Annotated in this window: 16 protein-coding genes; 13 read left to right on the forward strand and 3 right to left on the reverse strand. The window is 50.2% G+C overall.

Annotated elements, in window-relative coordinates:
- Positions 1 to 100 precede the first annotated feature (100 nt).
- Positions 101 to 1,144 carry a tripartite tricarboxylate transporter substrate binding protein gene (locus tag EQM14_RS07255; protein WP_205703214.1) on the forward strand — a complete coding sequence of 348 codons (1,044 nt, stop codon included), beginning with the start codon at positions 101 to 103 and terminating at the stop codon, positions 1,142 to 1,144.
- 874 nt (positions 1,145 to 2,018) lie between these two features.
- Here EQM14_RS07255 and EQM14_RS07260 read toward each other — a convergent pair.
- The gene (locus EQM14_RS07260) at positions 2,019 to 2,579 is read right to left on the reverse strand and encodes a tyrosine-type recombinase/integrase (protein ID WP_128742325.1); all 561 of its coding nucleotides are present in this window, start codon (positions 2,577 to 2,579) and stop codon (positions 2,019 to 2,021) included.
- 201 nt (positions 2,580 to 2,780) lie between these two features.
- Between EQM14_RS07260 and EQM14_RS07265 the strand changes: the two genes are divergently transcribed.
- Complete coding sequence (locus EQM14_RS07265) at positions 2,781 to 3,578, forward strand: HD-GYP domain-containing protein (protein ID WP_243112700.1); 798 nt, start codon at positions 2,781 to 2,783, stop codon at positions 3,576 to 3,578.
- Between the two features lie 201 nt (positions 3,579 to 3,779).
- Here EQM14_RS07265 and EQM14_RS07270 read toward each other — a convergent pair whose 3' ends face one another.
- A complete protein-coding gene (locus EQM14_RS07270) occupies positions 3,780 to 4,331 on the reverse strand; it encodes a ferritin-like domain-containing protein (protein ID WP_128742326.1) in 552 nt (183 codons plus the stop codon).
- A 227-nt stretch (positions 4,332 to 4,558) separates the two neighbouring features.
- Here EQM14_RS07270 and EQM14_RS07275 point away from each other — a divergent pair, with 227 nt between their 5' ends.
- Entirely contained in the window at positions 4,559 to 5,554 is a 996-nt protein-coding gene (locus EQM14_RS07275; RefSeq protein ID WP_128742327.1) for a linear amide C-N hydrolase, read from the forward strand.
- Positions 5,555 to 5,672: 118 nt separating this feature from the next.
- Here the strand turns inward: EQM14_RS07275 and EQM14_RS07280 are convergent, their stop codons facing one another.
- Positions 5,673 to 6,317 carry a lactate utilization protein gene (locus EQM14_RS07280; RefSeq protein WP_128742328.1) on the reverse strand — a complete coding sequence of 215 codons (645 nt, stop codon included), beginning with the start codon at positions 6,315 to 6,317 and terminating at the stop codon, positions 5,673 to 5,675.
- A gap of 182 nt (positions 6,318 to 6,499) precedes the next feature.
- Here EQM14_RS07280 and EQM14_RS07285 point away from each other — a divergent pair, with 182 nt between their 5' ends.
- From EQM14_RS07285 to EQM14_RS07330, 10 genes are all read left to right on the forward strand, one after another.
- On the forward strand, positions 6,500 to 7,111 hold the full coding sequence (locus EQM14_RS07285) for a hypothetical protein (protein WP_128742329.1): 612 nt from the start codon (positions 6,500 to 6,502) through the stop codon (positions 7,109 to 7,111).
- A complete protein-coding gene (locus EQM14_RS07290; RefSeq protein WP_128742330.1) occupies positions 7,108 to 7,707 on the forward strand; it encodes a peptidase M50 in 600 nt (199 codons plus the stop codon). The genes EQM14_RS07285 and EQM14_RS07290 overlap by 4 nt, the downstream gene beginning before the upstream one ends.
- 168 nt (positions 7,708 to 7,875) lie before the next feature.
- Entirely contained in the window at positions 7,876 to 8,220 is a 345-nt protein-coding gene (gene rplS, locus EQM14_RS07295) for a 50S ribosomal protein L19 (protein WP_128742331.1), read from the forward strand.
- A 73-nt stretch (positions 8,221 to 8,293) separates the two neighbouring features.
- Complete coding sequence (gene lepB / locus EQM14_RS07300) at positions 8,294 to 8,869, forward strand: signal peptidase I (protein ID WP_128742332.1); 576 nt, start codon at positions 8,294 to 8,296, stop codon at positions 8,867 to 8,869.
- A gap of 35 nt (positions 8,870 to 8,904) precedes the next feature.
- On the forward strand, positions 8,905 to 9,486 hold the full coding sequence (lepB, locus tag EQM14_RS07305; RefSeq protein ID WP_243112702.1) for a signal peptidase I: 582 nt from the start codon (positions 8,905 to 8,907) through the stop codon (positions 9,484 to 9,486).
- A gap of 12 nt (positions 9,487 to 9,498) precedes the next feature.
- Complete coding sequence (ylqF, locus tag EQM14_RS07310; RefSeq protein ID WP_128742333.1) at positions 9,499 to 10,365, forward strand: ribosome biogenesis GTPase YlqF; 867 nt, start codon at positions 9,499 to 9,501, stop codon at positions 10,363 to 10,365.
- Entirely contained in the window at positions 10,358 to 10,984 is a 627-nt protein-coding gene (locus EQM14_RS07315; protein WP_128742334.1) for a ribonuclease HII, read from the forward strand. Before ylqF ends, EQM14_RS07315 begins: the two co-directional genes overlap by 8 nt.
- Positions 10,977 to 11,348 (forward strand): YraN family protein, encoded by a 372-nt coding sequence (locus tag EQM14_RS07320; protein WP_128742335.1) that lies wholly within the window; start codon positions 10,977 to 10,979, stop codon positions 11,346 to 11,348. The genes EQM14_RS07315 and EQM14_RS07320 overlap by 8 nt, the downstream gene beginning before the upstream one ends.
- Before the next feature lie 46 nt (positions 11,349 to 11,394).
- Positions 11,395 to 12,894: a threonine synthase gene (gene thrC / locus EQM14_RS07325; RefSeq protein ID WP_128742336.1), complete on the forward strand. Its 1,500-nt coding sequence runs from the start codon at positions 11,395 to 11,397 to the stop codon at positions 12,892 to 12,894.
- Between the two features lie 11 nt (positions 12,895 to 12,905).
- A complete protein-coding gene (locus EQM14_RS07330) occupies positions 12,906 to 13,598 on the forward strand; it encodes a metallophosphoesterase (RefSeq protein WP_128742337.1) in 693 nt (230 codons plus the stop codon).
- Positions 13,599 to 13,661: the final 63 nt, after the last annotated feature.

The raw sequence follows: 13,661 nt of genomic DNA on the forward strand, positions 1-13,661 counted from the left end.
CGCTGATCCGAGGATAAATTGGTTCCAAAATCGTTTCTGGTCTTAAAAGATCAGTTTGACGATAAAAAATCTAAATACAGTTTAGGGAGGAATTCAGCTTATGAATGTAAAAAAGTGGGGTTCTGTTGCGGTGGCGTTGCTGCTGGCAGCCGGGAGCATGACGGCGTGCTCCGGCAATACGTCTTCTTCCAATGCCGCTTCTTCAACAGGCAGTAAGACGGACGCAGCTTCTCAGGCGGCATCCGCTTCAACAACGGACTGGCCGAAGAAAACAGTGCAGGTCATAGTTCCGGCCGGCGCCGGCGGAGATACGGATTTCAATGCGCGTACCTTTGCGACATATTTTAAGGAAATTACCGGTCAGACCATGGTTATTACGAATCAGAGCGGCGGCGGCGGAAGCATCGCGACTTCGACTGTGAAAGACGCCGCCAAAGACGGGTACACGGTGCTGTTCGGCCACACGGGACAGATGATTGTCAACGAAGTTGCCGGACTCATCAATTACAACTTGGACTCTTTTGACATTGCCTGCATCCCCGCGGTTGACAAAGGGACGGTTCTGGTTGCAAGCAAGGCTTCCGGTATTGCCTCTGTTGCCGATCTTCTTAAAAAGGCGAAAGAGAATCCCGGAAAGCTTCTTTACGGTTCCGAACTGGGCGGCTATTCCAATCTTCAGGGTGTTATGCTGGAGGACAAAGCGGGAATCAGTTTCAAAATTGTTGATACGGGCTCCGCATCCGATAAGGTTTCCAACCTTCTGGCCGGACGAATCAGCCTTGCGGCCATTACTTACGGAACAGTGAAGGATTACCAGAAAACCGGCCAATTGAATGTCATCGCACAGTTTAACTCCGAAAGAAACGAAAATCTGAGCGATATTCCCACCTTGAAAGAGGGAGGAATTGATTTTACGATGGAAAAGCCGTATATTATTGCTTTCCCCAAGGGAACGGACCCTGCGATTATCTCCAAAATGGATTCCGTCGCAAAACAAATTACGGAGAATTCGGATTATGCACAGGCTTTGAAGGCTTCCTACAACCAGCCGGTTTCTTATTATAACAGTTCCGACGCAGTTAGCCTGTTGAAAAGCACCCGCGATGATTTCATGAATTATAAGGGCAAACTGAATAAGTCCTAATAGAGAGCGAAATTTATCAGGCCGCCCGCTGGGAGGTGGGCGGCCTGAACTCAATTCGCTGAGATACTAGGCCCCGCCGGAGAATGGCGGGGCTGATTTATTCAGAGGGTTAAACCTTATGGACTCTATGAATCTGAAGATTATTCGATTGAGCACAATAAAATAGTATGATGCGGATTTATCAGTGTGCCAGTCCGTTCCGCGTTTCCTTTATAAAATCATCAAGTATTTATTTTTTCAATGTTCACCGCAGGTTATCAAAAAACTACTTTTTTACACCCTTAATAGTCGAATTTTGTAATATAATAACTATATGGAATATTACGGAAGTGAGGGCAACAATGTGACAACAGACGATCTAAAACGGCTGGACAAACGATTGCGTCAGATTCAGGATCCGTTCGGAACGGGATTTTCAACGCAGAGCAGATTGTGGAGGGATTATGCTAAGGGCAATGGGATAACTATATGCGAAGTCAGACGGCAGTATGATGCATGGAAGCTGAATAGATAAAAAGAGTGAATATAGCCCCGCTGAAAGAGTCCTAACCCGCCAAGCTGTGGCGGGTTTTATTTTTTGGTATTTCCATCAATAGAAAAGCAATAACCGGATGGAACCGGCTCATTAAAAAATCAAGGCCGTCGAGTGCTTCCCGGCGGCCTTGATTCTGGAAAGATGAGCTAGCTTTATTGGCGGAATAATGGCAAACATAAGTATGATGAGAAAATCCGATAATATATAATAACAAAAATTAGGAAAGAAATAGTGCCGTATGTAACACTTTGATAATTTTGTTACATTTTTCTACCTTATTGTACATCATTTATACAGGTTCAAATTATCCATGCGGAATATATGGAAATTTCATTATAATTATAATTGAACCAATAAATACAGTTCATCCTGCTGGTCCTGAGTTATTCCGATATAGCGTAAAGTGATTCGCTGGGAACTGTGATTAAAAGTGCTCATAATTAAGCCGATATTGTATTTTGATTTTTTATAAGTCCAATACCCCCAGGTTTTGCGCAGACTGTGGGTTCCAAAGTTTTCTATTCCACAAAAATCCGCCGCTTCTTTCAGAACCCGGTATGCCTGAATTCTGCTGATATGCCCGCCCTTATTACTGTAGAAAAGGTAAGAGCTGACTGTGTTTTCCCTGCTCTTTAAATAGCAGATAACCTCTTTCTTAAGGGCATCGTTCAGCTTTATTTTTTTTTCTTTTTGAGTTTTCTTTTCTTTTACGACTAAATAGTCGTGAAATTCATGATCGTTTTTCAAAATGTCGCTTAATTTCAACGGAATAATGTCGCTGATCCTTAATCCGGTATTCAGGCCGAATTTGAATAAAAGCCCATATTTGGGGTCTTTTCCTTTTAAATAAAAAAACATGCTGTTTATTTTTTGTTTGTCTCGTATCGGTTCTACTGTCATGTTTATCTCCTCATTCTTAGAATTATATAAATAAAAATGTTACATTTAAAATAGCATAATATATTTCTAATAAAATAATTAATCCTGAAATACCTTGATAGTAAGCCGTTTTTTAAAGAGTGAAATGTAACAAAATTATCAAAGTGTTACATTTCAAAGATTAGATTGCTTTTTATATTATTTTTGAAAGGAGTGTGCATCGTGCCGGAAGTCATAGCAACGAGAGATATATATAATGAAAATGGAGTGTTATTGATTGCGAAGGGACAAAAACTCACAAAACGGGTTCGTCAAAAATTGTGGGATGGCAATATTGCAAGAAAGGACCAGAATGAAGTAAACGATAAAATTACAGTCAAAGACAGCGTTGAACAGATATCGGACAAATTTCCGCAGATGGCCGGGAACTCATTAAAAGATGCAAGTGCCATCGTAAGCGATATTATTTTCGGTTCAAAATCATTTCCATGGTGGATATATGTATGTGCGTTAAGCAACTATATTGATTGGATGTACACTCATTCCGTTGACGTAGCATTGATTTCAACCTTTATCGCGATAAAATCGAATTGCGACCAAAAAACGCAAAGTGAAATCTGCCTGGGGGCCTTGCTGCATGATGTCGGAAAACTTTTGATCCCCAAAAAAATTTTACAGAAGGCCGGGCAGCTCGATGAACAGGAAAAGTTGATTGTCAGGCAGCACTGTGAATTAGGCTATGATATGGCGCAGGAATGGAATTTATCGAAGGAATGCATGAATATTATATTGCAGCATCATGAGCGCCTGGATGGCAGCGGTTATCCATATGGTATTTCAGGAGATGAAATTTCGGAATACGCCAAAATCGTTATGATAGCGGATGCATTTGATGCGATAACATCTTATCGTCCATATAAGCAGCTGAAGAGCGGAAGCAATGGGATACGGGAATTGAGAAACAACGGGGAAAAATTTGCTGCAAGCTATGTCGATACGCTCGCTCAATGTATGGGATAAATAATTTCATAGGCTGAATCCGCGCTTTTCAGAACGGTTTTCTTTTCCGTCCCCGCCGGTCCTGTACCCGTATTGGGCGAATGAGACACATAAGAAATCCCGGAGGCCGCATGAACGCTGGCTTCCGGGATTCCTATTTTCCTGTTCGGCGCCTGGAATCTATCGAAGATTCATGGCCGATTGATTAAACGGCAGCAAATTTCAATATGCCAAGGAAGCGCCGCTGCCTTTCATGGCCGCGATCGTCTGGATAATGTAGCTTTTATGCAATTCCTCATCCAAAATAATTCTCTCCAGGACCTTTTTAATGAGCGGATCGTCAATCAGGGTAATATGCTTCTGATAATTTTCGATTGCTTTTATTTCACCTTCCAGCGCATTCTGAAGTTTCTGCTTAAGATCCTGTGTATAAAGTACGTTCCTAGACGTCCAATATTTTCCGCCTGAGTTGAATCCGCCGCGAAAGACCGGTTCCCCGCCCAACTGGCCGATTAGGGAGGAGAGAATGTTCATGTGGTTCATTTCAGCGATTGCGATGCGCATTGTCATTACACCGTAGTCGCCTGTTGTCTCAGCGGCGGTGTAATGGTGGTAAAAATATGTGCTCATGGCTGTAAATTCGCCTTTGGGGCCTGCAAAATCGTCCATCAGAAGATTTGCGTACTGCTTATTTGGGGCCGAAACTTTGGCGGGCGGATAAGGAGAAGAATCAGTATAGCCTCTGTATATTACTTTGCTGCTTGTTTGAGCCATGCAAAATCCCCCTTCTTCCAAGCTACATATATGAATGAAAACTCGCGCTTATTCTCTGCTGCGTATAAAAACCGAAAAAAAGGCGTCCGGCAGCCAAAGAAGACATATTTTTCCGCTGCCGCCATATCTTATGGAGAGATCAGGTTTTGCTGTATGCGGATTGTCCGCGGTGGGCTTCAGCGAAAAATTGCCCTTTAAGAATCTGTGCAGAAAGGAATGAATCGTGTTTGTGTACTGCAATCTCATTGCAATCCAGGCAGGTAGTGAATTTTTTGGGGAGAACGATGGATTTTCCCTATCCGATCGAGCCGAAGCTTTATATCGTGCGCAGAAATTATGTGTGGCATAATATTTTAAATATGAATCAGTTCAGCGATCGTTACAGCTTCATCGGAACCGGTCAGGAGAGCGAAGGCATGATGGGCTTCTTTGACGGGATCAATGAAGAGGGGTTCGCCGCCGCGGCGTTATATTTTCCTGGCTGTGCAAAGTATGACCTGAAAGCGGAAGGAGAAAAAAAGCAGCCGATTGCGGCTGTGGATTTTCTTCATTATCTCTTGGGAAAGTATGGGTCGGTCGATGAACTGGAAGAAGTTCCGTGGCAGATTTCTCTGTTTGGAGTTCCGGACCCCGTGACCAAAACGGTCGCTCCCCTGCATTGGATCGCGGCCGACCGGAGCGGGAAAAGCGCCGTGATTGAACCGACGGAACAGGGACTGAAACTGTTTTTAAATCCGATTGGGGTATTGGCGAACAGTCCCGGCTTTCAGTGGCAGATGACAAACCTGAGAAATTACATGGGGGTTTCTCCGGAGCAGAACAGCGAAGTTTCCTGGGGGGAAGTACCTCTGAAGCCGTTCGGTCAGGCAGGGGGGACCGCGCTGCTGCCGGGGGGTTATACGTCGCCTGAGCGCTTTGTGAGAACGGCCTATCAGAAAACGCACATACAATTGCCTGCTGACGATACGGAGACGGTTGTTTCCTGCTTTCATATTATGGAAAGCGTTACGGTTCCCAAGGGAGCCGTAATGACCGACAGAGGGACCTTCGACTATACGAAATATATCGCTTTTATGAACACGAAAACATGTGAGTATTTTTTTAAGACTTATGACAACAGCGAAATTGCCGTCGCCAGTCTCTGGGACAATTATGAAAACGGAAAACAGCCGATCTGCTTAGGAGACCTGACGCGCCCGGCTTTTTTCAGAAAAATCTCCTGAAACGCCGCTGCAACGATAAATAATCCCGGGAACCGGCATTCACAGGTTTCCGGGATCGCTTTATTCTGCGGGCTTCAACGTTCTCCTTAATCGGGCGCGCCTGCGAAGAAACAAGCGGTTAATACCCCAGTGTTTCCGGCAGCAGGAAAACCTTGATTCGGCCCGGTATGCGCTGAAAACTGCTGATCAGGGTGTTGCAGCACATCCGGTCCGGGCTTTTGCAGTCGGTGCATTTCCCGGTCAACGCGCAGCCGGTGGTATTTACGTTAAGACGGAAACAGTTTGCCGCGACGGACCAGTTCTTCACCCGGCTTTCGGCCTCTGCGAGGTTCTGGACCAGCTTGTTTGCGCCGGCGACCACAACTACGTTTCTGGGACCGTATGCAATCGCAGCGACGCGGTTGGAATTTCCGTCGATATTAAAAAGCTGGCCGTCCATTGTGATCGCGTTGGAGCTGGTAAAATACCAGTCGGAGTCCAGCGAACGGACAAAGATTTCCCGGATCTCTTCGGGAGTCATCCCGCTCCGGTAGCGATCAAGATACCGGAATTTTCCGCTTCGGATAAAATCCATCACACCGGTTTCTTCCAGCGTGGCGGAACCTCCGTTCGCTACAACGGCATTCTCCGGCACCATTCCGCCAAGGAGCGTTAAAAGCTCTTCCCGGTTTGGCACAAAACGCGCGTCAAAGCGGTTGGCGTTCAAAGCCTTCACCGCGGACTCGATCTTTTTCTGCGCCATTTGCGTTAAAGCAAGATTCATCTGAAATCCCTCTTTTCTCAATGGTAATTTTATCAAATATACTGCCGCGGTGCAAGAAAAATCTGTAAAAACAACAGCTTGTCCGCACCTGAAAGCCGCGCCTACTTTTTGCCCTGTCCTGTTCTGTTTGCGCGCCCTTTTTCATATGATTATTCGAATGTGATTTGCGGGAGGATCCGAAAATGAAGCGCAGTGAAAAATTGCAGGCAGAGCGGAAAAGCAAAAATCTGACGGTGACGGGCTCCAAGGGAAGAAATCCGTGGAACGACGTTGACGACCCGGAGTCGGAATTATCCGACCTGGAAGACCAGGCGCCGGATGAAAATGACATCCCCGAAAGAAAGGGAAGCACCAGGCTGCTCACAACGATCCAGATTGTCGCCTGCACGGCGGTTTTGGCGGCGGCCGTTGCGCTGCGCCTGAACGGAGGCGCGGTTTACCAGAATGTAAGGAATTGGTATTTCGAATCTCTGAATAATTCGATCGTCGCGGACTCACAGGTGGACAATATCAAACATGTGGTGATCGATCTCTGGTCCACGATCTCCAGCTCCAGGGGGGAGAACAGCCAGGCGCCGGACGGCGCATCGTCGCAAAGTCCTTCTTCCGTCCGGGAAAACGGAGCGGCATCCGGAGGCACGTTGCCGAACAATGCTTCGGCTGCGGAATCATCCGGCGCCCCGTCACAGAACAGCGCCTCAGCTCCGGTTTCGTCCGGCGTTCCGTCGCAGAACAATGCCGCCAACGCTCCTTCCGGCGGGGAAAATGTTTCCTCGCCGCCTGCTTCGCCATGACTTTCTCGGTTGGCGGCTGCCGGATCACTTTCAGCTATTTCTTTTTTGCTCTTGTGGCCCTGCTGCTTCTGTTTGACAGAAGCGGTGTGGCCGCCGCGGGCCTGGCAGCGGCGGCCCTTCATGAATGCAGCCATCTTGGGGTGATGTACGCTTTCAAAAGTCTGCCGGAGGAAATCCGGTTCAATATATTTGGGATTGATATTGTCCGGAATTCCAGGCCGGACCGCGGATATTGGAAGGATGCAGTCGTGTCGCTGTCCGGGCCCGCGGCCAATTTGCTGGCGGCGGGCTTGTTTTATGTGTTCCGCAGTGCGGCGGACAGAAATATGATGTTGGCAAATTTCACTTTGTTCCTTTTTAATATTTTGCCGATCGAGCCGTTGGATGGGGGACAGGCTCTGTACGCGCTTTTGTGCCTGCGCTGGGAACCGTCCGCCGCATGCCGTGCAGTCGGAATCGTCTCGTTCCTTTTTCTTGCGCCTCTTTCCGCCGTGGGATTTTTGACGCTGTTTCACTCCCCGGGGAATTATACTCTTTTGCTGGTCTGCATCTACCTGATGTGTTTGCTGGTCTTTAAACGGGGAAAATATTTTTGAGCCCCGCAAAAGAAAAAATGTTGCGCTGTCTGGAGGAATGTGGTATGATAATACGGTATTTGAGATCCGTCGGAGCGATCTGATGGGATTCAACGCCTGATACCAGGGCTTGAAACGGACAGTCCTCTGCCTCCGGCATGAATGTCTGAAATTTAGGAGGATAATATAATGGATGCATTAAAGACGATTGCACAGGACTCTACCAAAACGGAGCTGCCCGTCTTTCAGATCGGCGATACCGTGCGGGTGGACGTGAACATCCGCGAAGGCGAACGGGAGAGAATTCAGGCTTTTGAAGGCACTGTTGTCGCCCGTAAAGGTTCCGGGGTTGGGGAGACATTCACCGTCCGCCGCGTTTCCTACGGCGTGGGCGTGGAAAGGGTCTTTCCGCTGCATTCTCCCAATGTAAAGGGAATCACGGTGATCCGCAGCGGCCGTGTCCGCCGTGCAAAACTGTATTACCTGCGCGGCAGGGTAGGCAAAGCGGCGAAGGTCAAGGGCAAGATTCAGTAAGTGAATTGATAACGGCGCTTGAGAAGGGACATTTCGGTGTCCCTTTTTTGTTCTTTTGATCGGAGGAAATGGTATGAAGGACGAACCGGAAGCCGGCCGGAAAGAGGAAGCCGTCCGAAACAGTGTGGCGGAGAATTGCTACGAGTGGGTGGAGGCTTTGATGATTTCCCTGGCCGTTATTATGGTCTTTTTTGTTTTTCTGTTCCGTGTCAATATTGTTGTGGACGGGGATTCCATGAAGCCGAATTTTCACGACGGGAACAGGGTGCTGGTGTCCTGCGTGAACGGCGGCCTTTCTCAGGGAGACGTCGTTGTCATCGATGAACATGGAACGGGGCTCAAAGAGCGAATCATCAAGCGAGTCATCGCGACCGGGGGGCAGACGGTCGATATCGATTTCACAACCGGAGTCGTTTCGGTGGATGGAAAAGAACTCGATGAGTCGGCGTATATCAAAAACGGAATTACAAAAGATCAGTATGACGTCACGTTTCCCCGGAAAGTGCCGGACGGCCATATTTTCGTTCTGGGTGACAATCGGACGATTTCCGAGGACAGCCGGTTTGAAGAGGTAGGAATGATCGACTGCAGATATGTCGTCGGAAAGGTAATCTTTCTTTTGAATCCGTTCCATTCGGTTGTGGAATAGTGCGGTACTTGACCTGACAAGGAGCTGACTTTCCGTTGAAAAAAGCGGAACCGGAAACTGAAAAAAAGAAAAAGCCGTTTGACATTGCCGCTTTTGCCGCGAATTGCTATGAATGGATGGAGGCGCTGATCACTTCCCTGATCATTGTCGTGATCCTGTTTTCGTTCGCGATGAGAATCGTCAGCGTCAGCGGCCCATCCATGCTCCCGACTCTTCATTCCGATGACAGGGTCCTTCTTTTCAGTCAGTTTTATAAGCCGAGGCAGGGCGATGTCGTTGTGATCACCCATACGCAGGGGCTTTCGGAACCGATTATTAAACGCGTGATCGCGCTGGAAAATCAGGCGGTCGATATCGATTTTCAATCGGGCACTGTGATCGTCGACGGAAAACGGCTGGATGAGTCCCGTTATATCCAGAACGGAATCACCACACAGGCTTCCGATTACCGGTTCCCGCTGACTGTGCCGAAAGGCTGCGTGTTTGTTCTGGGCGACAACCGTCCCGTTTCCAATGACAGCCGCAGCAGCGATGTGGGAATGGTGGACCAGCGCTTTATTCTTGGCAAGGCGGAATGGGTTGTTTATCCGTTTGACCGCTTCGGAAAAATCAACTAAGGGGGAAGTTCCATGCAGCAAAGCCCGCCGATCCAGTGGTTCCCGGGCCATATGGCCAAAACCAAAAGGCAGTTGGAAAAGGATATCAGGCTGGTCGATGCGGTAGCGGAGATTCTGGACGCCAGAATTCCGGTGAGCAGCCGAAACCCGGATCTGGACCGTCTGACCAAGGGAAAGCCGCGAATGGTTCTTTTAAACAAAGCCGATCTCGCGGACCCGGCTTCGACTAAGAGATGGATCGCTTTTTTGGGCGAACGCGGTTTGAAGGCAATCGCCGTGGACTGCCATACGGGAAGCGGGCTGAACGGTTTTCTTCCGCTGGCCGGGAAAATCCTTGCGGACCGGCTGGAGGCATGGAAAGCGAAGGGAATGCCGGGGCGCAGAGTCCGGATCCTTGTCGCCGGAATCCCCAATGTGGGAAAGAGCTCGCTGATCAACCGTCTTTCCCGAAACAGCCGCGCATCCGTTGAGGACAGGCCCGGCGTCACCCGCAGCAGCCAGTGGTTTCCCGTGGGCAAAGAGATGGAGATCCTCGACACCCCCGGAATCCTTTGGCCAAAGTTTGATGATCCGGCCGTTGGAGAACGCTTGGCGTTCACCGGGGCGATCAAGGATGAAATTCTCGATACGGAAACCCTCGCCTGCCGGCTGCTGGAGGTTTTGCGTGACGATTATGCGGGGCTTTTGGCCCGAAGATATCGTTTGGAAAATGAAATGTCCGACCTGAGCGGCGGTCGGCTGCTGGAGCTGATCGGCAGAAAGCGCGGAATGCTCGTCGGCGGGGGAGAAGTTGACACGGAACGGGCGTCCATCATGCTTCTGGACGAGTTCCGAGCCGGAAAAATCGGCAGAATTACGCTGGAGAAAGCCGATGAATAAAATGGTTGACTGGCATTTCTATGAAAATGCGGCCCGGCGGGACGGTCTTTCGCTGGTCTGCGGGATCGACGAGGCGGGCCGCGGCCCGCTGGCGGGGCCCGTGTTTGCCGCCGCGGTGATTTTTCCGCCTCATATCCGGATCGAGGGTCTGAACGATTCCAAAAAACTGACGCCTAAAAGACGCGAAGAGCTTTACGGCGTCATTTTGCAGACCGCTCTGGCTTACGGGATCGGCTTTGCGTCGGAGGATGAGATCGACAAAGTCAATATTCTGCAGGCGACCTTTCTTGCAATGCGGCGGGCATTCGACAGATTGCAGCTCAGACCGGACTGCGCGCTGGTGGACGGAAACCGGATGCCGGACCTCGGTGTGGAAACTCGCCTGATCGTCAAGGGCGATTCCCTTTCCGCCAGCATTGCGGCGGCGTCCATCCTTGCCAAGGTCAGCCGCGACCGGGTCATGTGCCAAATCGATGAAATTTACCCCGGCTATGGGTTCGCCAAGCACAAGGGATACGGAACCAGCCTACATAGGGAGATGCTCCGAAAAATGGGGCCCTGCCCGGTGCACCGCAGAACTTTTCTGAAAAAAATTCTGGCGGGATATGGGAATGAATAACGGGCTGGGGCCTCTTGGGGAAACATATGCTGCGGAATATCTGCGGAAGCAGGGCTTTCAGATCCTGGAACGGAACTACCGGAGCAGATTCGGGGAAATCGACATAATCGCGGAAAACGGCCAATATATTGTATTTGCCGAAGTCAAGACGCGGAGGGCGTCCTCCCTTGCCGAGCCGGAAGAGGCCGTCACGCCGGGAAAACAGAAGAAGATTGCCAAGACCGCTTTGCTGTATTTGCAGAAACATCCCACCCGGCTTCAGCCGAGATTTGACGTAATCGGGATTGTAGCGGCGGGAACCGGTTCAGCAGTGCAGTCTCTGCGCCACGTCAAAGATGCATTCAGTTACCCGTCCTATTATTGAGAATTTGAAATGACCGGACCGATCGTTCCGGCAAGGGGGAACCGAAATGAACTACCATTCTACCAGAAGCCGCGCAGGGGCGGTGATTTCCGCTCAGGCCATCGCGCAGGGACTCTGTGGGGACGGCGGCCTTTTTGTCCCGGAGCAGTTTCCGGCCGTGAGCGGCGAAGAACTTGAGAAAATGCAAAAGGAAAGCTATCAGAGGCGCGCCGAACGCATCCTCTCCAAATATCTGACCGACTTTTCAAAGGAAGAAATCAGGGACTGCGTATCGAAGGCGTATCGCTCGGAACGCTTTCCGGGCGGGCCGGCGCCGGTTGTCAGGGCGGGCGGCGGCGTTTCGTTTCTGGAGCTATGGCATGGCCCCACCTGCGCGTTCAAGGATATGGCTTTGCAGATTCTTCCTCATCTGCTGACAAAGTCGCTGAAAAAAATCGGAACCGGCCGGAAGGCTCTCATCCTTGTCGCGACCTCCGGCGATACCGGGAAAGCCGCGCTGGAAGGGTTTCAGGATGTTCCGGAGACCGAAATCCTTGTTTTTTATCCAAAGGACGGAGTCAGCCGGATGCAGGAACGGCAGATGCTCACGCAGGAGGGAAAAAATGTTGCCGTCTGCGCGGTGGAGGGGAACTTCGACGACGCGCAGACCGGGGTCAAACAGATTTTCGGAGATCGGAAGATACGGGAGCGCCTTGCGGAAAGAGGCCTGATGTTTTCCAGCGCCAACTCCATCAACTGGGGCAGGCTGCTGCCGCAGATTGTTTATTACTTCTCGGCTTACTGCGATCTGTGCGCCGCCGGGGAGATCAGGCGGGGAGAGCCGGTCAACTTTGCCGTCCCTACAGGAAATTTCGGCGACATTCTCGCCGCGTATTACGCGAAAAAAATGGGGCTTCCGGTCAAAAAACTGATTTGCGCCTCCAATTCCAACAATGTGCTGACGGATTTTCTCACCACGGGTGTTTACAGCCGGAACCGCAAGTTTTATACTACGATTTCCCCTTCGATGGACATTCTGGTTTCCAGCAACCTGGAGCGGCTTCTGTACGATCTGACGGGCCGGAATGCGGAACAGGTCGCGGGCTGGATGAACCGGCTGAATGAAACCGGCGAATACCGTGTGGATGAGAAGACCCTCGCGAAAATCAGGGAACTTTTCCATGCGGGATTCTGCGGCGACGGAGAGACCCGTGAAGAAATCAAATCGCTGTTTCAAAGCAAAAATTATCTGTGCGATCCGCACACGAGCGTGGCCGCCCGCGTTTATCGGGAGTATCGGGACAAAACGGGCGACGATACCCCGACAGTAATCGTTTCCACCGCAAGCCCGTACAAGTTCGCTTCGGAAGTCCTGAAGGCCCTGGGCGAGGATATTCCGGGCGAAAATGAATTTGCCGCCGTCAAGCGCCTCTCCGCACTGACCGGGGCCTCGGTTCCGGCGCCGATCGCCGCGCTGGAATCGAAGACGGTCCGCTTTTCCTATTCCTGTAAAAAGGAAGAGATGAGCGGGACCGTGCTGAAACTGACGGATTCAAAATTTGTCTGAGGACGTGCGCCATGTCACTGTTTGCAATCGCCGACCTTCATCTTTCCCTCGGCTCCGACAAACCGATGGATGTTTTTGAAGGCTGGCAGGGTTATACGGAGCGCCTTCGCAAGAACTGGCGCTCCGTGGTCCGGGAAGAGGACACCGTCGTGATCGCCGGGGACATCTCTTGGGCTATGAAACTGGAGGATTCCGTGAAAGACTTCCGCTTTATCCACGATCTGCCGGGACGGAAGCTGATCCTTAAGGGAAACCACGATTACTGGTGGTCCACACGGCAGAAGATAGAGAAGTTTTTCGATGCGAACGGTTTCAAAGATTTTGAAATTGTCCACAACAGCGCGGCTGCGGTCGGGGACAGAGCCGTATGCGGCACGCGGGGCTGGCTTTACAATGCCGAAAGCCAGCAGGATAAGAAAATTGTCAGCCGGGAGGCGGGCCGGCTGAACGCTTCGCTTGACGACGCCAAGCGGCGGGGACTGAAACCGATTGTATTTCTGCACTATCCGCCCGTCTACGACGGAAATGAGTGCGGGGAGATTCTTGATATCCTTGAAGACAATAAAATCAGCGATTGCTACTTCGGCCATATTCACGGCAGCCTTGCGGCAAAGCGGGCGCCGGTCGGGGAATACAGGGGAATCCGCATGCATCTGATCTCCTGCGACTATCTTGGATTTATGCCGGTTTTGGTAAATGAATAAATTAAAAACATTTCAGCGAAAGGTAGAAACTTTACTCTCCATGTGATATAATGACTTCGATAA

It is taken from the genome of Caproiciproducens sp. NJN-50, from assembly GCF_004103755.1.
GTDB lineage: Bacteria > Bacillota > Clostridia > Oscillospirales > Acutalibacteraceae > Caproicibacter.